Source organism: Flagellimonas hadalis (assembly GCF_007785775.2).
Taxonomy (GTDB): Bacteria; Bacteroidota; Bacteroidia; order Flavobacteriales; family Flavobacteriaceae; genus Flagellimonas; species Flagellimonas hadalis.
In genome coordinates this window covers 101,473-120,659 of record NZ_VNIK02000003.1, presented here as the reverse complement: position 1 = coordinate 120,659, position 19,187 = coordinate 101,473, and the positions used below count along the sequence as shown (strand labels likewise).

Below are 19,187 nucleotides of genomic sequence, written 5' to 3'. Positions count from 1 at the left end.
TGGTTTGCGCTAAGTGGTTGTTTTTTAATAAACTAAATTGTTAGGATTTGTCCCTTGCCAAGATTTCGTCGATCATTCCGTACTCCTTGGCCTCGTCGGCTTTCATCCAATAATCACGGTCGCTGTCATCATACACCTTATCAAAAGGCTGGCCAGAATGCTTGGCAATGATCTGGTACAACTCGTCCTTGATCTTCAACACTTCCTTGGCTGCAATTTCGATGTCGCTTGCCTGTCCCTGTGCCCCGGAAAGCGGCTGGTGGATCATTACCCTTGAGTGGGTGAGTCCGCTCCTTTTGCCTTTCTGTCCGGCACATAGCAGCACGGCGGCCATGGATGCGGCAATACCGGTACAAATGGTGGCCACATCGGGCTTGATGAACTGCATGGTGTCATAAATGCCCAATCCGGCATAGACGCTTCCGCCCGGGGAGTTGATATATATTTGAATGTCCTTGGAAGCATCCGCGCTTTCCAAGAACAGCAATTGTGCCTGTACAATATTGGCTACCTGATCGTTGATCCCGGTGCCCAAAAAGATGATGCGGTCCATCATCAAACGGGAGAAAACGTCCATGGCAATGGCGTTCAACTGCCTTTCCTCGATGATGTTGGGGGTCATGTTCATGGGGTACATGCTGCTCATGATCTGGTCATAGTGCATGCTGTTCATGCCATGGTGCTGGGTGGCGTATTTTTTGAATTCTTTTCCGTAATCCATAGGATTTCTTTCGATTTATCTTAAAAAAAAGGTGCCGAAAAAGTTGCTTTTCGGCACCGTAAAGATACTTATTTTTCTTTTAGCGATAGCCTAGCTATATGCTTCCTTGATAAAGTCGTCGTAAGAGACTTCCTTTACCTTGAGGTTGGCCTTTTCTTTGTAAAGGTCCAATAGTTTTTGGCTCATCAACTGCTCTGAAAGCCTTCTGACCTCGTCTTGATTGCCCAATACCCTGGCGGCAATGCCTTCCAGTTCCTCGTCCTTGGGATCCAAGTGGCCATATTGTGCCATTTGTGACTTGATGAAGCCTTTGGCAAATTCCTTGAGCTCGTCAAACTGTACCTGAAGGTTGTTCTCTTGGATGATCTTGCCTTCAATCAATTGGTACCGAAGTCCTTTTTCGGATCTTTCAAACTCTTCTTTGGCCTCATCTTCGGAAAGTGGTTTTTCGCCACTGATCTGGATCCACTTTTTCAAAAACTCGGCAGGAAGTTCAAACTTGGTCTCGTCGATCAGTTTTTCAGTGATGTCGTTCAACAACTTCTGATCGGACTGTTGCTCAAATTGCTTTTCAGAATCTTCCTTGATGCGGTCCTTCAACTCCTTTTCAGAGGTCACTTTGTCCTTTCCGAACAATTTATCGAACAGGTCTTGGTCCAAAGCAGCGGGTTCGCGCTCGTTGATCTCTTCAATGGTGAAGGTCACGTTGGTGTCCAATTTGTCCGCTTTGTCACGGTTGATGCCCAAGGCACTGGACAAAAGATAATCTTCTTTGAAAAGTCCCTTGGTGGGAAGGGTCACAGCTTCGCCGACTTTCTTTCCGGTAAGGGCATCCAAGGCTTTTTTGCTCTTGACCTTGTCTATCTCGATGGTGGTCTTGTGGTCAATGTCCTCGGCCTCATTGGCAAAAATACCGGTAACCTCGTCCTTCTTGCCCACTTCGCTCTTGGAGACAAGTTTTCCATATTGTTTCTGGATGCGCTCCACTTGCTCTTCGATCATTTTCTTGTCGGCGACAATTTTGTATTGGGTCACCGCTTTTTTGGTCTTGAGCTGTACATCAAAACTGGGGGCCAATCCGAGTTCGAACTCAAAATCGAGGTGGTCCTTGTCCCAATCGAAGTTTTCCTGTTGCTTGGGCAGGGGATTGCCCAGTACATCCAATTTTTCCTCGGTAAGGTATTTGTTCAGGTTGTCTTGGAGCAGTTTGTTCACCTCGTCCACCAAAACGGCCTTGCCATATTGTTTTTTGATCAGTCCCATGGGAACCTGACCTTTTCGGAAACCAGGGATATTGGCCTGTTTTCTGTAATCCTTCAGGATTTTTTCTACCTTGTCCTGATAGTCTTCTTTGCTTATGGCGACTTTTACAACTGCATTAAGATCGTCAATCTGCTCTTTAGTAATATTCATCTCCTACCTAATTTGCTATTCAAAAATGGGTGGCAAAAGTAATGCATTTTTGGTTTGGCAGCAACTTTTTAAACGCTTGAATGTCAAACAAAATGAATTCTACTGGTCCTCTTTTAAAATAGAATGTAAAATGGCCTGTAAAAAAGCCAACAGCAAGCTGAAGATGATGGCCCACCAAAAACTCACTACCTGAAAGCCATCAATCAATTTTGCGGCAAGGAGTATGATAATGGCATTGATGACCAAAAGGAAAAGTCCGAGCGTGAGCACGGTAATTGGAAGTGTGAGGATGACCAATATGGGCTTGACCAAAAAGTTCAGGATGCTCAGTACAACAGCGACAATGATGGCGGTGAACATGGAGTCCACGCCTACACCAGGCAGGATGTATGAGAGAATCACAACGGCCAAGGCATTCAGTAAAAGTCTTAAAATGAGTTTCATAAGGTTGTTTTAGGTTTTTGTGATATAAAAAAAGCACCGATGAAAACGGTGCCTTTAAGATAGTAAAATTAAATGTTGCTTAGTTAATATATAGTCCAGTATAATCCAAAGGATTTACACCGGGCAAATTAGAACCATATTTGGTGTTGATGGCGGCAATGAAGGCATTGGCCACAATGGCATAACCTCTAGGGGCCGGGTGGACACCATCCAATGAGAACCCTCCACCAGTGGCAAAGTCTGCAGTTACAGTGCTGCCGTCCGCCAATTGGACACCGTTTGTTTTGATGTTGTTCATCAAGGCGTTCGCATCTACAAAGGCCAAATCGTATGAAGTCGCCAAAGCGGAAAGGGTCTGGTTGTAGGCATCTGTGGCGTCCTTGACCATTTTTTGCTCTTCAGGGGTCAAGACCCATTTGTCGGCCAAAGGAACCGCCACCCCATTAATGGACGTGGGGTTGTTGGGATCGGCCAGGGTGCCGATGAACGTTCTTGAGGTGAGCACCATAAGATCGGCATCGGTAGCTTGTCTCATATTGATCAATGCTGGGTTGAAACCCGTTAAATCGGTAAGGTCCTCATCAATGATGACCACGGCGTTGCCCTCACCAGCAGTAAAGGTGATGGTTCTTTTTGCCAATTCATCTTCAGTTATCAAATCCATTGCCTGTAATTGTTGTAGACCGGCATTGTATGCTCCATAGGCCGAAGCACTGTTCAGAAAGGCTGCGGTGGCTGCATCCAACGGAATGGGATTGTGCGGTACCGTAGTGAAATAAGGGATATCGGTGACATATGGGATATTGGCAATGGCACCTTTGGCCCCGTTGACCGTCATAGTCGTTAGGATTCCGTTCATTACATTGGCATAAACATTGGGATCCGTGATATCATTTCTTGCATAGGTACTCGGGTCCAGATTTCCTGTCTGGTCGACCCCGGTTCCACCGCCAGTGGCATATAACAAAATATCATTGGCTCCCACCCATAAGGTAAAGAAAGTGGGATTCTGTGCAGCTGCATCACCTATAACGGTGGCCGATTCGGAGGAAGAGAACCTCACAAAATAGGGATTGGCTGCTCCTATGGCCAAACCGGCCAAACTGCCATAGCCCGGTGCCAACAGCTCATAACTTTTTGCTCCGGGAACGCCCATGTTGTTGAAAGGGCCTGAAAGTTTATCAGTGATTTCGGTGCTTCCTTGGCCTGCTACGGGGACGGGAGCGGGTCCGGCGGCAAAGCTCAAGATCAGTCGGTTGCCTATATCGGGAGAGCCGTCCATGTTTGCATCGGTTTGACCATTTATGGTGGCACCTCCCAAATTGTCCGCCATATAGGGTATTTCAAAGGCGCCTCCGCCGACCAGGGCAAAATTGGAGGCCAGCATATTAGGGAAAGAGGCTTCTTGCCCAGCCCTAAATAAGGCGTTGTCCGAGAACCCTGCGGTCAGGGAATTCCCTACGGCAACATACTTGGAAAAATTTGCTGCTCCTGCGGTATAGTCCACAGGATCTGGGCCTGGTGGGTTGGTCGGGGTAGTATCATCCTCACATGCAATTAAGAATAGGCCTAAAAAGGGGAGTAAGGCATAAAACTTTTTCATATTGAATAATCTGTTAGAGTTAGTTCCTGATAAAACCAGAATTAACCAAAGCTATATCAAAATTGTTATACAGACAATTAAATGGATAAAAAAATTATGCATGCATAATAAAAAGGGTGAAATTTTAGGAATTTAGGAAATGGAGGCTTTTCTCGAAAAACTGTTCGGGGTTTTCCGCATGCAGCCAGTGTCCCGCATTGTCCACGGTTTCAATATGTGCGTTGGGGAAATGTTTTTTGATCTCGGGAAGATCAGTAGGTTGGATGTATTCGGAACGGTCTCCCCGTAGGAAAAGGGTAGGGCCTTCGTAGAGGGCCGTGGGGCTGATATTGTCCCCGATCTCTTCCATTTTGTTCCTGAGCACCCCAAAATTGAAGCGGAACCCCAATTTTCCCTGTTCCACCCAATACAGGTTTTTCAAGAGGAACTGCCTCACTCCAAAATTCCTGATGCTTTTGGAAAGGATCTCATCGGCCTCGCTGCGGCTTGTTATTTGGTCAAAATCCAATGTGGCCAATCCGTCAACAATATCTTGGTGATGTGGGGGATAGAACTTGGGCGCAATGTCCGCAATGATGAGCTTGGAGACCAATTCGGGGTGGGAGGTGGCCAATTGCATTGCCGTTTTGCCGCCCATGGAGTGGCCTAGTACTATGGCTGGAGCAATTTTGTGGTGCGCCATATAATCCTGCACGTCCTTGGCAAGCAGTTCGTATTCAAAATCAGGGGAATGAAAACTTTTGCCATGGTTGCGCTGGTCCAGCAAATGCACCTCATATCCATTTTCGGCATATTGGGCGCCGAGGGTCTTCCAGTTATCGGACATGCCCAAGAAACCATGTAGGATCACAAATGGTTTGCCTTCTCCCAATATTTTTGAATGTAAAAGTTCCATTATTTCAGTCGGTGTAAATACATATTGATCACATTTTCAAGGCCCAAATAAATGGATTCGCAGATCAGGGCGTGCCCAATGGAAACTTCCAAAAGATGGGGGATGTGTTCCTTGAAAAATTTGATGTTGTCCAGATTGAGGTCGTGTCCTGCATTGATGCCCAATCCGAGTTGATGTGCCATTTTGGCCGCCTCGGCAAAAGGGGCTATGCTCTTTTCTTTGTGGCCTTCGGCGAATTGATGCGCGAAACTTTCGGTATAGAGTTCTATTCTGTCCGTGCCCGTTTTGGCGGCTCCCTTCACCATCTCCACATCAGGGTCCACAAAAATGGAGGTCCGGATGCCATTTTCCTTGAATGTTTTAATGACGTCCACCAAGAAATCCTTGTGTTTTTGGGTGTCCCATCCGGCATTGGAAGTGATGGCATCTTCCGCATCGGGAACCAGTGTGACCTGGGTGGGCTTTACCTCCAAGACCAGGTCGATGAACTTGGGCACAGGATTGCCTTCTATATTGAATTCGGTGGTGACGATTTTCTTGAGGTCCTTGGCATCTTGGTAGCGTATGTGGCGTTCATCCGGTCTGGGGTGGATGGTAATTCCTTCTGCCCCGAACGCCTCAATGTCCTGGGCCGAAGTGATCAGGTCGGGTACATTGCCGCCGCGGGAATTCCGTAAAGTTGCCAGTTTGTTGATGTTGACGCTCAACTTTGTCATAAAGTTCTTTTTTAGATAGGCAAAAATAAGGATTAGGCACGCCTTTTGCCATTTTAAATTAGTATTTTGCACCTAATAGAACTGTCATGTACATACAAGACCAAATTGTGACCAATGTTCCCGTTTTTGAGGTTTCGGAGACCTTGAAGGATGTCATCAAGTTTTTTGAGGAGACTACTTTTTCGCATGTGGCCGTCACTGAAAATGGGATTTATTTGGGGCTGTTGTCCGAAAACGACCTTGCCTGTTTTGAACCTGAAAAGAAAATTGAGGATTTCAGGTACGAAGTGGAAGGATTCTTTGTGACCAAGGAAACGGCTTGGTTGGATGTGCTGGAAATGTTCTCCAGGAACGAGTCCAACATTTTGCCCGTTCTGGACGAGAACCAGGTCATTCTGGGCTATTATCGGCTAGAGGATATTGTCAGTGTTTTCATTGACACCCCGTTTTTTAGGGAGCCCGGAGCCATTTTGGTTGTTTCCACGGGCATCAAGGACTATTCCTTCAGTGAGATTGCCCAGATTGTGGAGAGCAACAATGCCCGGTTGTTGGGCGCCTTCATCACGGATTCCGAGAACGATGTGGTGCAGATTACCCTTAAGATAGGAACGCAGAGCCTCAATGAGGTGACCCAAACCTTTAGGCGGTACAACTATACCATTGTATTTGGCAACAGCGACGATCAATTTATGGAAGATCTCAAACAGCGATCGGACTATCTTGAAAAATATCTTAACGTTTAGCATGAAGGTAGCCATCTATGGTCAAACTTTTCTGGAAGAAGACAAACGATGTGTGGAGGAACTGCTGGATGAGCTCCTAAAGTTGAATGCCAGCATATTTGTGGAGGAAAAATTCAACCGATTGATTTCCAGTTCCACCAATGGGCATATCCAAGGTACTTTTTCCCAATCCAAAGGATTGGATTCCACTTTTGACATGTTCGTGAGTTTTGGAGGGGACGGCACCATGTTGCGGGCCGTTACCTATATTAAGGACCTGGGCATTCCCATTGTGGGGGTGAACACGGGCAGGTTGGGCTTTTTGTCCACCTTCAAAAAGGAAAACGTACGTAAACTTGTCACGGAATTTGTGGCCGGGCATTATACTATAGAGGAACGTGCTTTGGTTGAGGTGGAACTGAACTCCGATCTGGATGAGTTCAACGGACTCAACTTTGCACTGAACGAAGTCACCGTCAGCCGAAAGGACACCACTTCCATGATCACCGTGGAAACCTACCTGAACGATGAATACCTCACTTCATACTGGGCGGATGGACTGATTGTCTCCACGCCTACGGGATCTACGGGCTACTCCCTGAGCTGTGGCGGTCCTGTGATAGCCCCAACGGCAAAATCCTTGGTGCTTACACCGATTGCGCCACACAACCTGAATGCCCGCCCCTTGGTCATTTCCGATGATACCCAGATCAGGCTCAAGGTTTCCGGAAGGGAAAAGACCCATTTGGTGTCCCTGGATTCCAGAATAGCAGACATTCCCAACGGCAAGGAAATCAAGATCAGAAAATCGGACGTTGTCATAAAAATGATAGAGTACAAATCGGAAAGCTTCTTGAAAACATTGCGCAACAAATTGCTTTGGGGGGAAGATAGGCGCAATTGAACCCATCAAAAACAATAAAAGGAGCGAAAAACTGTTTAACAAAGGAGAACAATGCAAACATCGTACTTATTGACCTTCCTTTACTCTTAACACGTGAAATTTTTTGGATAGTATGCGGATAGTTTTGGCGGTTTTTCTATGCTGTGTGGTCAAGCTCAGTGCCCAGACCTATGAGGTGGGGGTGTTTGCCGGTGGTGCCAATATGGTGGGCGATGTGGGAAGGACGAACTATATATTGCCTTCAGGTCCGGCCTTTGGCGGTATCTTCAAATGGAACAAAAGTAAAAGGTATGCATGGCGCGCCAGTGTCATCTATGGGGACTTTACGGCAGACGATACAAAATCCGGCATGGAATCCAGACAGGAACGGGCCTATATCGTGGACAATTCCGTTCTAGAAGCCTCCTTGGGGCTGGAGATCAACTTTGTGGAATATAATCTGCACAAGCTCGGACCGGCCTTCACACCTTACCTTTACACGGGTCTCACCTACTTCAGATACGATTTTAATTATATTGATGCCCTTCAAGTGCAGGATATTAACCAAAAAGAAGGTAGTTTTGCAATTCCAATGACGGTTGGGGCAAAGTATCGGTTAAATCAATTCCTGATCCTCGGCGCCGAAATTGGGGCCAGGTACACGTTTACGGACAATTTGGACGCAAGCAATCCCGAAGGTTCCAATTTTGAGCAGTTCCGGTTCGGGAACATATTGAGCGATGACTGGTATGTCTTTACAGGTTTTACGCTCACGTATACCTTTGGACGCAAGCCCTGCCAGGATTGTTTTCAATAAGAATGCACACACTAGAGGACGTAAACAAGGACAGACTTCCCCAACACGTGGCCATCATCATGGACGGTAACGGTCGTTGGGCCAAGCAGCGGGGCAAACTCAGGGTCTTTGGCCATGAGAATGGCGTGGAGTCCGTGAGGCAAACCGTGGAAAGCTGTGCCAAGCTCCAGATTCCCTTTCTGACCCTATACGCTTTTTCCACTGAAAACTGGAATCGGCCAAAGATTGAGGTGGATACCTTGATGAAACTGTTGGTGAGTGCATTGAAAAAAGAACTCAAGACCTTGCACAAGAACAATATACGGTTGAAGGCCATCGGTAAAATGGACACTTTGCCCGTGAAAGTGCGCAAGGAATTGGAGGAGGTCATTTCCAAAACATCAAAAAATACAGGGATGACAGTTACCCTGGCCCTTAGCTATGGCTCTCGGGAAGAGATAAAAACAGCCGTACAGCAGATTGCGGCCAAAGTTAAAAATAATATAATTTCACCTGAAAATATTGATGAAGCCGTTATAAATACACATCTTTACGCGCACTTCCTGCCGGATGTGGACCTGCTAATCCGCACCAGTGGCGAGTGCAGGATAAGCAATTTTCTGCTTTGGCAGATTGCGTATGCCGAATTATATTTTATTGATGTATTTTGGCCGGATTTTAGAGAGCATCATTTGGTAGAGGCAATATTAAGTTACCAAAATAGAGAACGACGATTTGGAAAAACTAGCGAACAACTCAATTAAGGGTATTAGGAACTCTATACATTCATACCTTAAATTACTTCTCCCCCTATTATTTTTCTCCGGTCAGGCCTTGGCCCAGGAAACCTCGTTTGAGGACGGGAAACAATACATCTTGGGGGATTTGACGGTCACAGGGCTCCAGAGCTACAACGAGCAGACCGTTAAGACGTATACAGGATTGCGTGTGGGCCAGCCTATAACGGTGCCCGGGGATGAGATCAGTGCGGTCATCAAAAAATTGTGGGGACTAGATCTCTTCAGCAATGTGGAGATGTACTACACCAAAATTGAAGGCGAAAAGATTTTCTTGGAACTCTATATCCAAGAACGCCCTACCTTGAACAATGTCACTGTGTATGGTGTCAAAAAACGCAAGGTCGAGGACATCATCAACGATACCGACCTCAAAAAGGGCAAAAAGATAACGGAAAGCCTTATAGCCAACACCAAAAACTACCTCCAGAACAAATACAAAAAACAAGGGTACCTGAATGCAAAGGTGAACATAGCCACCGCTGCCGATACCTCTGGGGTCAATGTCCAGAACATGGTGATCAACCTGAACAAAGGGGACAAGGTCAAGATCAGAAAGATCGTTTTTGAGGGCAATGACCAGCTTTCGGACAAGAGACTCCGCAAATCCTTGAAAAAGACCAAAAAGAAGAAATTCTATAGGTTCTGGAAAAAATCAAAATACATTGAGGAAGATTATAGGGAAGACCTATCCAATTTGATGGACACCTATGCCGAAAGAGGCTACAGGGATGCCCGTATCTTGATGGATACCTTTACCAAGGTGGATGAGAACAACATCGACCTGAAGATAAAGCTCGAAGAGGGCAATAAATATTATTTCGGGGACATCGACTTTGTGGGTAACACGGTCTATACCGACAGGCAATTGGCCCAAATTTTGGGCATCAAAAAGGGCGACACCTATAATGGGGTGTTGTTGAAGGAACGTATTGCCGATGACAGTAAGCCCGATGCCATAGATTTGACCAACCAGTACCAGAACAACGGATATCTCTTTTCCAGCATCAATCCCGTAGAGGTTTCCGCGGTGAATGACACCATCGATTTTGAGATAAGGATCATTGAGGGCAAGGAAACCTTTTTGGACCACGTGACCGTTGTGGGCAACGACAAGACCAACGACCACGTGATCTTTAGGGAACTGCGGACAAGGCCAGGTCAAAAATACAGTAAGGACAATATCGTAAGGAGTATCCGCGAATTGGGCCAACTTGGATTTTTCGATGCGGAACAGATAAAACCGGACATCATCAATCCAGACCCCAATGCCGGTACAGTGGACGTTCAGTACAGTCTCGTGGAAGCAGGTTCCAGTCAAATAGAACTCCAGGGTGGTTTTGGCGGCGGAGGTTTCATCGGTACCCTTGGACTTTCCTTCAGTAACTTTTCATTGAAGAACATTTTCAACGGCGAGGCATACAAGCCTGTGCCAATGGGGGATGGCCAGACCTTTGCCCTGCGTTTGCAGGCCAGTAGGACCTTTAGGGTGTATAGCTTGAACTTCTCCGAACCTTGGTTGGGAGGAAAAAAGCCGGTAAGGTTCAACCTTTCCCTCTCAAGGACACAGCAATTTGCCACGGGATATGACAGCAGGGGCAGGATAGATGTGGATAAATCACGCGGTTTTGCCATTACAGGAGTTTCAGCAGGATTGGCCAAAAGGGTTCAATGGCCCGATGACTTCTTTACCATATCCCATGCAGTGAGTTACCAGCGATACGATTTCAACGATTACAACAGTGGTCTGTTCAACTTTGGAAATGGTAGTTCCAACTCCATTAACTATACCATTGGGATTTCCAGGAGCTCTCAAGGTCCGAATAGGATTTTCCCAATGTCAGGATCCAACTTTGAGCTTACGGCCAAATTCACACCACCTTATTCCCTTTTTGGCACCAAGGACTTTGAACAAATCAAGGAGGACATCGATGCTACAACAGTTAGGTTGAGTGAAATTGGTAATCCTAACAATGCTACACCGGAAGAACAATTGGAATACACTCAACTCAGAGGAGATTTGGAAAGATTGGAAGAGGAACGTTTCAAATTGTTGGAGTTTTACAAGATCAAGTTCAAGGGTGATTGGTACACTCGTTTGGTGGACAAACTGGTACTTCGTACCAATGCCGAGTTCGGATTTTTGGGAGCCTATAACCACGATATCGGGGATGTGCCCTTTGAGCGGTTCTACGTGGGTGGTGACGGTCTTGGAAACTTCACCCTGGATGGTAGGGATATCGTGCAGTTGCGTGGCTATGAGAACCAATCCCTCACCCCATACATCAACAATGCCATAACTGGAAACTTGGAACAAGAGGGGGGCACCATATACAATAAATTCTCCTTGGAGCTCCGTTATCCGTTCACGTTGAAACCCTCCGCATCCATTTATGGGCTTACATTTTTGGAAGCAGGGAACTCGTTCAACAATTTTAATGACTATAATCCGTTTGAGTTAAAAAGATCTGCCGGAGTGGGGCTGCGTATTTTTATGCCGGCATTCGGACTCTTGGGAATCGATTTTGGTTATGGCTTCGATAGCGATGCCAGACCTGGATCGGTCGGACCAAGCGGCTGGCAAACGCACTTCATCATCGGGCAGCAGTTTTAATCAAGGGAAAATAGTGTCCTGATATTAATTAAACGGCTCATTATAAATGGATTGTTTATTTTGGCACGATATTTTCTATGTAAAAAGCGGAAGTAAAGATGAATACAAAAGTTCTTTTGTCATTGGTTGTCCTTATGACGTCCCTTTATGGGTTTTCCCAACGCGGGGTGCGCATAGGATACGTGGATATGGAGTATATCCTTGATAATGTGGAGGAATATAGGGATGCCACCCAACAGTTGGAGATCAAGGCGCAAAAATGGAAGCAGGAGATAGAGCTGAAGCAGAGCGCCATTGAGCAGATGAAGAAAGATCTGATGGCAGAAAAAGTGCTCCTCACGGATGAGCTTATCGCCGAACGGGATGAGGAGATCCAGATCTTGGAAAAGGAGATGCTGGATTATCAACAGGATCGCTTTGGTCCGCAGGGGGATTTGGTGATGCAGAAGCAACTGTTGATACAGCCCATTCAGGACCAGGTTTTCAACGAAGTCCAAAAAATAGGCGCCAATAAAAGATACGATTTTATTTTTGATAAATCGGCAGATGTTGTAATGTTGTACTCCGAAAAAAGACACGACGTCAGCGACTTGGTTTTAAGGGAAATAGCACGTACCAGAAAAGTAAGTGCATCCAACACAAAGCAAGAACAACAGAACCGATTGGATAGGTTCATTGAAGAGGATGCGGAAGAAGAGGAAGAAATAAGCGAGGCCCTGTTGGATCGCCAGCAAAGGACGGACTCCATACAGCAAGCCAATGCAAAGGCCATAGAGGATAGGAGAGCTGAACAATTGAAGCTCAGGGAAGAACGAAAAAGGGCCTACGAGGAACGAAGAAAGAAATTATTGGAAGAGCGCGAGGCCAAACGTGATGCCAAATTGGACGAACGGAAAAAAGTGCAGGAACAACCAAAAGATTCAATAGAATAACATATATTGAAACACTAAATTTAATATCAAAATAGTAACTAGAACCATGAGAAATGTAAAAAGGATTGCTGTGGCCCTTGTATTGTTTGTAGCGGCTACGGGTTTTGTGAGCGCGCAGAGCAAGGTTGCACATATCAATGTACAGCAACTATTGTCTGATATGCCGGAGATGAAGGCCGCACAGGCAGAGTTGAAGAAATTGCAGGAAACCTATAGGGCAGACATACAAAGCTCCATGAAAGAGCTTCAGAACAAGTTGACCCAATACCAAAATGAGGCCACTTCCAAGACCAATGAGGAAAACGAGCAAAGAGCGGTAGAGCTTCAAGGGTTCGAAAGAAACATTCAGGAAGCCGAGCAGGCTGCCATGCAGGAAATGCAGAAAAAACAACAGGAGCTGTTCGCGCCGATTTCCGACAAGGCCAAAGCAGCCATCGAAAAAGTGGCCGCTGCACAAGGATTCGATTATGTGATCGATGCCAGCCCAGGATTGAGCCTTATCGTGGCCAAAGGAAAAGACCTTCTGCCCGAAGTAAAGAAAGAATTGGGCTTCTAAGCCAATATCGTATACAATTCAAAAAACCGCTCTCCATATTGAAGAGCGGTTTTTTTGTTCCATGAACTTTTTAGTCTTTATTTTTGGGTATGGACAAACCGATTGGCATCTTCGATTCAGGCGTAGGGGGCACTTCCATTTGGAAGGAAATCCACAAAATGCTGCCCGCTGAGGATACCCTATACCTTGCAGACAGTGCCAATGCTCCTTATGGCGAGAAATCCAAAGAGGAAATTCTTCGGCTCAGTATCAAGAATACCGAGTTTTTATTGGGCAGGGGGAGCAAGATCATTGTTGTGGCCTGCAATACCGCCACTACCAATGCGATAGACTATTTAAGGGCGAATTACGATGTCCCCTTTATTGGCATAGAACCCGCCATTAAACCAGCTGCACTGCAGACCAAGACCAAAAAAGTGGGGGTGCTTGCCACCAAGGGAACCCTTTCCAGCAGTCTGTTCCACAACACCTCCAAGCTGTTCGCCGAGGGTATAACCGTTTTGGAACAAGAGGGCAGGGGGCTGGTGGAGCTCATTGAAGCAGGAAAGGTCCAATCAAAAGAGATGCAGGCCGTATTGGAAGAGATTCTACAACCCATGTTGGCACAGCGCATAGACTGCCTTGTGTTGGGCTGTACACATTATCCATACTTGCTGCCCGTACTGAAGGAACTGTTGCCCGAAAATATCACCATCATCGATTCGGGTGAGGCGGTGGCGCGGCAGACCAAGGCCGTCTTGGAAAAAAATGACCTACTTCGGACCGATGGAAATACCCAGACCTCTGTTTTTTATTCGAATAAGGACATTGAGGTTTTGAAAAGCCTGGTTGATTGTCCCGATGCCCAAGTTTCCCATCTTGATTTTTGATTATTGAAAAGTTAGGCAAGAAATTGATAAACAGGATTCCGACTTGACAAAAACATCAAGCTCAAGTTCAAACATCAAATCCAAGTGTATTCGTGCAATTCCCGCCCACGCAGGCGAGTGTGCCAAAAAGGTCATAAACTTGAAACCCCTAACTCAGAACTCTTAACTCCTAACCTGATATTATTGCCTATGTTCCTTTTCTTCGATAGGTAAGATAGGTAAAGGCATATTTGTGCCTGTCATCCTTTGGATGATGTTCCTCGTTCACCAGTTCCCATTGGCTTTCATCAATCTTTGGAAAAAAAGTATCGGCCTCAAAAATACCGTGCACCCGGGTCAGTTCCATGTCCGTGGCCAACCGCATGGACTGTTTGTAGATCTCGCCCCCACCAATGATGAACGCCGTTTCCCCCTCATTGACCAATCCAATGGCTTCTTCCAGGGAGTGTACCACCGTACAAGGGAACTTAGGACTATAATCAGGGTCTCGGGTGATTACGATATGCTCACGATTGGGAAGCGGTTTAGGAAAACTTTCCACCGTTTTCCTGCCCATGATGATTTGATGTCCAGTGGTCAGGGCCTTGAACCGCTTAAAATCGTCCGGAAGGTGCCACACCAAGTCGTTGTCCTTGCCCAAAGCGTTGTTCTCCGCAGCAGCGGCAATGATGATCAATCGCTTCATTGATCTTTTTTTTTATTGATGCTGGAAAGGGGGAAATCAGTCTCAATTTCCTTTTGGATCTCGGCGATACGCTTCTTTTGCAATGCCACCAGTTTTTCCCGTTGCGCGCGCTCCCAGTCTTGGCCCATGAACCTGTGGGTCACAAATACATTGACGGCATGGATGACGAAAAGGAATGCCCAAACAAGAATGGCCCATACGAACCAATCATAGGTCTCCCCATACTTTAAGATTTTATTGATCAACACCAAAAAAACGCTGCCGATCACAAAGATCACAAAGTGGGAAAACAGCCGTTTCTTTTGTTTGATGCGCTTGTGGGCATTCTCCAAAAGTTCGTGCTGTTCCAGATCTATTTCAGGTTTCTTCTTTTTTCCGAATGACAACATGGAATGGCTATCTTTAACAACAAATATAAAGGAAATTGTATCGTCTAATTGTGCCAGTGGTCTATTCGGATGTCACATCGAGCGCAGTCGAGATGTTTCGTCCGCCTTTCGACTGCGCTCAAGAGGACAAAAACCAACATTGATGCGACTTACCATGACAACTGGTACAGTTTATATAATAAATAAATGAATAAAGGAATTGTACCCAAAACAGTAGCAATGCAGAACCTCAGAAAAAAATTCCCCGTACTCAAACAATGTATCTATGCCAATACTGCCTCAGCAGGCCTGTTGAGCGAAGATTTGATGGAATGGCGCCAAGGACACGACCTGGACTTCCTGATCGGTGGGAGTAAAATGAAGAACAAGGGGTTTGCCCATATGCCCGAGATCAAAAAAGTGGTCGGTAAGTTCTTTCACTGCAGTCCGGAAAATGTGGCCCTCGTGCCCAACTTCAGTCTGGGGTTGAACCTTTTACTTGAGGGCCTGCCCAAGGACAAAACGGTGCTGTTGCTCCAAAGTGATTATCCATCCGTGAACTGGCCCTTCGAGACCCGGAATTTTAAAAGGGTATATGTGGATATCGATGCGGGCATGGAAGATAATATCCGCGAAAAGGTCAAATCGGGAAAGATTGATGTGCTGGCCCTGAGCTTGGTGCAATGGGTAAATGGTGTCCGTATCGATCTTGATTTTTTAAAGGAGCTGAAAAAGGATTTTCCCAATGTGATGATCATTGCCGATGGTACCCAATATTGTGGTGTGGAAGAGTTTGATTTTGAAGCTTCCGGTATCGACATTTTGGGGACCAGTGCCTACAAATGGCTCTTGGCGGGCTATGGCAACGGGTTTTTCCTGGTAAAGGACGGGGTGAAGGACCAATTTGACCTGAAAGGCATTGGCAATGGTTCCGTGAACAACGATCTTTCCCAGCGTAACAACATTTCGTTCTGCAAATTTTTGGAGCCGGGGCATTTGGATTCCCTCAACTTTGGCAGCCTGGAATTTGCGCTCCATTTTTTGGAGGATATCGGTCTGGAAAATGTACAGGCGCAACTGCAAAAACTTTCCACAAAAGCAATGCAGACCTTTTCGGAACTGGACCTCTTGGAGCCCCATATTGCCCAAAGAAAACAGCACAGCACCATCTTCAACATCAAAGGGGATGAAAAGCTCTTCAACAGGTTGACCGAAGAGAATATCGTGGCCTCCCCACGGGGTGGGGGCATACGGCTCAGTTTCCATTTTTACAATACGGAAGAGGAAATTGATGTAATTGGAACACTTCTAAAGCGTTGGATGTCAAAGCGATAATTGGTAAAAAAGCAGGAGTTAATTTGCCAAAAGTAACCTTAGGGTTAGGTACATTTTATCAATTTGATAAATCGGCGCTAACTAATTGTAAGTAAGCAGTTTTATGTATTGCTTTGTACCGGAATTAAATTATTTGGTACCATGGCGATTAAAAAACAATACCTAAAAAGCAAGCCTATCTGCAAGGTGACCTTTACCGTTCCCGCAGATGAGGCAGAGACCGTTGCCGTTGTCGGCGATTTCAACAATTGGAATCCCACTGCGAGCGAACTGAAGAAGTTGAAGAACGGGACCTTTAAAGGGACCTTTGAACTTCCGATGGAGAACAGCTACGAGTTCAGATATTTGATAGATGGCAACTTTACCAACGACGAGGAGGCTGACCGTTTCCAATGGAACGAGTATGCCGGCACCGAAAACGCCGTTTTGGAAGTATAAAATCAAAGCCGCCATCAGGATTCCCCAAGACTGATGGCGGTCTTTTTTATCAGGGAATTTCTGCTGTCAAATTTTGCCCATCAGACCTTCTCCGGTCGTTCGGTCCACAAAACCTCTTTCAAGTCCGGATTTGGGGTCCAGGTTCTCATGGACTTCCATATTTTCGCCCAATCCAAATTGGGATCGTAACCCCTCCAGATCCAAGACCGTATCAAAATAGATCCAAGGCGCGGTTGCTTTGGACCAGGCCAGCCCGAATGAGGTGATGGCAATCCGCTTTTCATCTGCCAGATAATAGGCCATTTCCCTAATGGGGGCCGATTGTATTTCTTTGATCTTTTGGTACAGTTCAAATCGGTTCATGCCTAGATTTAAATAGAATGATAGGTCAAAGATCAAGGATTGTTCGTTTCTTGGTCCTTTTCGTACCCAAAGCTAAATTCCTGCGAACGAGAATGTTCCTGTGCCATGATAGTGGCTATTTGCGCCACTATTTCTGGGTGCTCAGAGGCAACATTGTACTGTTCCCCCAAATCATTGTTCAGATCATAGAGCTCGATGGCGGCCTCTGGGTCGTTGTCCATGTTTAGGCGTACACCTTTCCAATCCCCGAACCGAACCGCTTGTTTTCCTCCCTGCTCCAAAAACTCCCAATACAGATGGTCGTGCTTTTTCTGGTCTCCGCCCAATAGTTCCGGTAAGTAGGAGATACCGTCGATGCCCTTCGGAATATCAATCTGTGCAATGTCGCAAGCTGTGGGCAGGAAATCCCAAAAGACCGAAACATGGTCGGAAGTGGAATTTGCACGTATCTTTTGGGGCCAATAGGCAATCATGGGCACGCGTATGCCACCCTCGTACAGGTCGCGCTTATGTCCTCGAAGCCCTGCATTGCTGTTAAAATAATCAGGGTCTGCGCCGCCTTCTTGGTGGGGTCCGTTATCCGAAGTAAAGATGATGAGGGTGTTCTCCGTAATGCCCAGTTCTTCCACTTTTTTTCTGATCTCGCCCACTTGCCGGTCCAATAAATGCACCATGGCCGCAAAAGCCGCATGGGTCTCCTCTTGGGAACCGTAGCCACCCTTTTTGTAATCCGCTCCCTTATCTATTCCCTCATAACTTTTTTCGGGTTCCAGTTTTCCCCTAAATTTTGATATGTATTCCTCTGGGGCGGCAAGTTCGGCATGTGGAATGATGGACGGATAGTACATAAAGAAAGTAGTGTCCTTGTGCTTTTCGATAAATTCCAACGATTTTTCATGGATCAAATCGGGTGCATAGGTCTGGGTCTGGGTGCCGACATTACCGTCCAAAGTCACTTTGGTCTGGTTTTCCCATAAGTGGTAGGGGTAGTAATTATGGCCCATCCGTTGGCAATTGTAGCCATAGAATTCATCAAAACCTTGGTTGTTGGGGTCGCCTTCGGAAGCCGGATAGCCCAAGCCCCATTTTCCAAAGGCCCCTGTGACATATCCTGCCGATTTTAAAAGTTCGGCAATCGTTGTCACGGAAGCGGCCATAGGGTATTGGCCTTCTGGCTGGATCTCCCTGTTGCCCCGGATAAAAGTGTGGCCGGTATGTTGGCCTGTCAGCAGTGCGGAACGGGACGGTGCGCAGACCGTGGAACCTGAATAGTGTTGGGTAAAGAGCATGCCATCTGCCGCCAATTGGTCAATGTTCGGGGTTGGAAACCTGGTTTGGCCCATCACGCCAAGGTCGCCATAGCCCAGGTCATCTGCCAAAATGTAAATGATGTTCGACTTTGGGGTATTGGTTGTTTCTGATTTTTCCTCTTGTCGCTTGCAATTTCCAAGGATGAGGACAACAAAAATTGCCCAAATAAAAGCTTGCGGCTTGCTCATGTATCTTTTTTTGAAAAGATATGGCTTTTTGCCACAAAGCACAACCGCCATTGGGTCATTGACAGTTTGAAAAATTGCCCAAAATCAAATCTGCCCCACAATTTATTCGGTCCAGTAATCCACCACAAGGACATCATCGATGTGCGGACCAGCAATCTCCCCAAAAACCTTATGCTCGGGATGGGGGAGATAGGCATCGCGGTCGGCCTCACTGTGGAACGTGAGGAAAAAGCAATGGGTAAAACCCTTGTTCAGGTTTTCCGGACTGTTGTTCAGTCCCCATTCATACCCCTTGATGAGCGGAATTTTTGAGGGTAGGGCATCAAAGGCCTGTTTTACCTGCTCAATATCATCGGCGGTGGAGGTCTCCTTAAATTTGAACAGCACCACATGGCGCAACTTACGGGTGGCGGTTTCTTCGGTTTTTTTCACGGTCTCTTCCGGTTTTTCGGCGGTTTCTTTTTTGGGTTGCTCGCCACAACTGGCAAATAATAGGGCGGCAAAAAGTGTGATGGAGATGGTTTTCATTTGCTTTGTT

21 protein-coding genes are annotated in these 19,187 nt (G+C 46.3%); 10 read left to right on the top strand and 11 right to left on the bottom strand.

Features of this window, described 5'->3' with window-relative positions; all coding sequences use genetic code 11:
- Positions 1-40: 40 nt before the first annotated feature.
- The 6 genes from clpP to FOT42_RS06765 form a co-directional block, all read right to left on the bottom strand.
- Positions 41-721, bottom strand: coding sequence for an ATP-dependent Clp endopeptidase proteolytic subunit ClpP (clpP, locus tag FOT42_RS06790; protein ID WP_151889823.1), 681 nt, complete (start codon positions 719-721; stop codon positions 41-43).
- A 90-nt stretch (positions 722-811) separates the two neighbouring features.
- A complete protein-coding gene (gene tig / locus FOT42_RS06785; RefSeq protein ID WP_151889822.1) occupies positions 812-2,134 on the bottom strand; it encodes a trigger factor in 1,323 nt (440 codons plus the stop codon).
- Between the two features lie 99 nt (positions 2,135-2,233).
- Positions 2,234-2,578, bottom strand: coding sequence for a phage holin family protein (locus FOT42_RS06780; RefSeq protein WP_072878347.1), 345 nt, complete (start codon positions 2,576-2,578; stop codon positions 2,234-2,236).
- Between the two features lie 79 nt (positions 2,579-2,657).
- Entirely contained in the window at positions 2,658-4,181 is a 1,524-nt protein-coding gene (locus tag FOT42_RS06775; RefSeq protein ID WP_151889821.1) for an SGNH/GDSL hydrolase family protein, read from the bottom strand.
- Positions 4,182-4,305: 124 nt separating this feature from the next.
- Positions 4,306-5,076: an alpha/beta fold hydrolase gene (locus FOT42_RS06770; RefSeq protein WP_151889820.1), complete on the bottom strand. Its 771-nt coding sequence runs from the start codon at positions 5,074-5,076 to the stop codon at positions 4,306-4,308.
- Positions 5,076-5,792 (bottom strand): pyridoxine 5'-phosphate synthase, encoded by a 717-nt coding sequence (locus FOT42_RS06765; protein ID WP_151889819.1) that lies wholly within the window; start codon positions 5,790-5,792, stop codon positions 5,076-5,078. The genes FOT42_RS06770 and FOT42_RS06765 overlap by 1 nt, the downstream gene beginning before the upstream one ends.
- An 86-nt stretch (positions 5,793-5,878) precedes the next feature.
- Here FOT42_RS06765 and FOT42_RS06760 point away from each other — a divergent pair, with 86 nt between their 5' ends.
- The 8 genes from FOT42_RS06760 to murI all read left to right on the top strand — a co-directional run bounded on the left by FOT42_RS06760 (position 5,879) and on the right by murI (position 13,961).
- Positions 5,879-6,535: a CBS domain-containing protein gene (locus FOT42_RS06760; RefSeq protein ID WP_151889818.1), complete on the top strand. Its 657-nt coding sequence runs from the start codon at positions 5,879-5,881 to the stop codon at positions 6,533-6,535.
- A 1-nt stretch (position 6,536) separates the two neighbouring features.
- Positions 6,537-7,418, top strand: coding sequence for an NAD kinase (locus tag FOT42_RS06755; protein WP_151889817.1), 882 nt, complete (start codon positions 6,537-6,539; stop codon positions 7,416-7,418).
- A gap of 112 nt (positions 7,419-7,530) precedes the next feature.
- Complete coding sequence (gene porG / locus FOT42_RS06750; RefSeq protein WP_151889816.1) at positions 7,531-8,214, top strand: type IX secretion system protein PorG; 684 nt, start codon at positions 7,531-7,533, stop codon at positions 8,212-8,214.
- 2 nt (positions 8,215-8,216) lie between these two features.
- Positions 8,217-8,957, top strand: a complete 741-nt coding sequence (locus FOT42_RS06745; RefSeq protein ID WP_151889815.1) for an isoprenyl transferase — start codon at positions 8,217-8,219, stop codon at positions 8,955-8,957.
- Complete coding sequence (locus FOT42_RS06740; protein WP_151889814.1) at positions 8,929-11,604, top strand: BamA/OMP85 family outer membrane protein; 2,676 nt, start codon at positions 8,929-8,931, stop codon at positions 11,602-11,604. The genes FOT42_RS06745 and FOT42_RS06740 overlap by 29 nt, the downstream gene beginning before the upstream one ends.
- Positions 11,605-11,702: 98 nt before the next feature.
- Entirely contained in the window at positions 11,703-12,536 is an 834-nt protein-coding gene (locus FOT42_RS06735; RefSeq protein WP_151889813.1) for an OmpH/Skp family outer membrane protein, read from the top strand.
- Between the two features lie 46 nt (positions 12,537-12,582).
- The gene (locus tag FOT42_RS06730) at positions 12,583-13,092 is read left to right on the top strand and encodes an OmpH/Skp family outer membrane protein (RefSeq protein ID WP_108424357.1); all 510 of its coding nucleotides are present in this window, start codon (positions 12,583-12,585) and stop codon (positions 13,090-13,092) included.
- A gap of 89 nt (positions 13,093-13,181) precedes the next feature.
- Entirely contained in the window at positions 13,182-13,961 is a 780-nt protein-coding gene (murI, locus tag FOT42_RS06725; RefSeq protein WP_151889812.1) for a glutamate racemase, read from the top strand.
- Positions 13,962-14,148: 187 nt separating this feature from the next.
- Here the strand turns inward: murI and FOT42_RS06720 are convergent, their stop codons facing one another.
- Complete coding sequence (locus FOT42_RS06720) at positions 14,149-14,646, bottom strand: dihydrofolate reductase (RefSeq protein ID WP_151889811.1); 498 nt, start codon at positions 14,644-14,646, stop codon at positions 14,149-14,151.
- Positions 14,643-15,035: a 2TM domain-containing protein gene (locus tag FOT42_RS06715; protein WP_151889810.1), complete on the bottom strand. Its 393-nt coding sequence runs from the start codon at positions 15,033-15,035 to the stop codon at positions 14,643-14,645. Before FOT42_RS06715 ends, FOT42_RS06720 begins: the two co-directional genes overlap by 4 nt.
- A 219-nt stretch (positions 15,036-15,254) precedes the next feature.
- Between FOT42_RS06715 and FOT42_RS06710 the strand changes: the two genes are divergently transcribed.
- Positions 15,255-16,349: an aminotransferase class V-fold PLP-dependent enzyme gene (locus FOT42_RS06710; RefSeq protein WP_151889809.1), complete on the top strand. Its 1,095-nt coding sequence runs from the start codon at positions 15,255-15,257 to the stop codon at positions 16,347-16,349.
- A gap of 141 nt (positions 16,350-16,490) precedes the next feature.
- Complete coding sequence (locus FOT42_RS06705; protein ID WP_151889808.1) at positions 16,491-16,787, top strand: isoamylase early set domain-containing protein; 297 nt, start codon at positions 16,491-16,493, stop codon at positions 16,785-16,787.
- Positions 16,788-16,853: 66 nt separating this feature from the next.
- Here the strand turns inward: FOT42_RS06705 and FOT42_RS06700 are convergent, their stop codons facing one another.
- The 3 genes from FOT42_RS06700 to FOT42_RS06690 form a co-directional block, all read right to left on the bottom strand.
- Complete coding sequence (locus FOT42_RS06700; protein WP_151889807.1) at positions 16,854-17,150, bottom strand: hypothetical protein; 297 nt, start codon at positions 17,148-17,150, stop codon at positions 16,854-16,856.
- Between the two features lie 32 nt (positions 17,151-17,182).
- Positions 17,183-18,649, bottom strand: a complete 1,467-nt coding sequence (locus FOT42_RS06695) for an arylsulfatase (RefSeq protein WP_151889806.1) — start codon at positions 18,647-18,649, stop codon at positions 17,183-17,185.
- A 102-nt stretch (positions 18,650-18,751) separates the two neighbouring features.
- Complete coding sequence (locus tag FOT42_RS06690) at positions 18,752-19,177, bottom strand: Dabb family protein (protein WP_151889805.1); 426 nt, start codon at positions 19,175-19,177, stop codon at positions 18,752-18,754.
- Positions 19,178-19,187 lie beyond the last annotated feature (10 nt).

What these genes read in the sequence shown, in the direction of transcription:
- clpP (WP_151889823.1), bottom strand. Translation starts at nt 721, where the DNA reads ATGGATTACGGAAAAGAATTCAAAAAATACGCCACCCAGCACCATGGC.
- tig (WP_151889822.1), bottom strand. Translation starts at nt 2,134, where the DNA reads ATGAATATTACTAAAGAGCAGATTGACGATCTTAATGCAGTTGTAAAA.
- FOT42_RS06780 (WP_072878347.1), bottom strand. Translation starts at nt 2,578, where the DNA reads ATGAAACTCATTTTAAGACTTTTACTGAATGCCTTGGCCGTTGTGATT.
- FOT42_RS06775 (WP_151889821.1), bottom strand. Translation starts at nt 4,181, where the DNA reads ATGAAAAAGTTTTATGCCTTACTCCCCTTTTTAGGCCTATTCTTAATT.
- FOT42_RS06770 (WP_151889820.1), bottom strand. Translation starts at nt 5,076, where the DNA reads ATGGAACTTTTACATTCAAAAATATTGGGAGAAGGCAAACCATTTGTG.
- FOT42_RS06765 (WP_151889819.1), bottom strand. Translation starts at nt 5,792, where the DNA reads ATGACAAAGTTGAGCGTCAACATCAACAAACTGGCAACTTTACGGAAT.
- FOT42_RS06760 (WP_151889818.1), top strand. Translation starts at nt 5,879, where the DNA reads ATGTACATACAAGACCAAATTGTGACCAATGTTCCCGTTTTTGAGGTT.
- FOT42_RS06755 (WP_151889817.1), top strand. Translation starts at nt 6,537, where the DNA reads ATGAAGGTAGCCATCTATGGTCAAACTTTTCTGGAAGAAGACAAACGA.
- porG (WP_151889816.1), top strand. Translation starts at nt 7,531, where the DNA reads ATGCGGATAGTTTTGGCGGTTTTTCTATGCTGTGTGGTCAAGCTCAGT.
- FOT42_RS06745 (WP_151889815.1), top strand. Translation starts at nt 8,217, where the DNA reads ATGCACACACTAGAGGACGTAAACAAGGACAGACTTCCCCAACACGTG.
- FOT42_RS06735 (WP_151889813.1), top strand. Translation starts at nt 11,703, where the DNA reads ATGAATACAAAAGTTCTTTTGTCATTGGTTGTCCTTATGACGTCCCTT.
- FOT42_RS06730 (WP_108424357.1), top strand. Translation starts at nt 12,583, where the DNA reads ATGAGAAATGTAAAAAGGATTGCTGTGGCCCTTGTATTGTTTGTAGCG.
- murI (WP_151889812.1), top strand. Translation starts at nt 13,182, where the DNA reads ATGGACAAACCGATTGGCATCTTCGATTCAGGCGTAGGGGGCACTTCC.
- FOT42_RS06720 (WP_151889811.1), bottom strand. Translation starts at nt 14,646, where the DNA reads ATGAAGCGATTGATCATCATTGCCGCTGCTGCGGAGAACAACGCTTTG.
- FOT42_RS06715 (WP_151889810.1), bottom strand. Translation starts at nt 15,035, where the DNA reads ATGTTGTCATTCGGAAAAAAGAAGAAACCTGAAATAGATCTGGAACAG.
- FOT42_RS06710 (WP_151889809.1), top strand. Translation starts at nt 15,255, where the DNA reads ATGCAGAACCTCAGAAAAAAATTCCCCGTACTCAAACAATGTATCTAT.
- FOT42_RS06705 (WP_151889808.1), top strand. Translation starts at nt 16,491, where the DNA reads ATGGCGATTAAAAAACAATACCTAAAAAGCAAGCCTATCTGCAAGGTG.
- FOT42_RS06700 (WP_151889807.1), bottom strand. Translation starts at nt 17,150, where the DNA reads ATGAACCGATTTGAACTGTACCAAAAGATCAAAGAAATACAATCGGCC.
- FOT42_RS06695 (WP_151889806.1), bottom strand. Translation starts at nt 18,649, where the DNA reads ATGAGCAAGCCGCAAGCTTTTATTTGGGCAATTTTTGTTGTCCTCATC.
- FOT42_RS06690 (WP_151889805.1), bottom strand. Translation starts at nt 19,177, where the DNA reads ATGAAAACCATCTCCATCACACTTTTTGCCGCCCTATTATTTGCCAGT.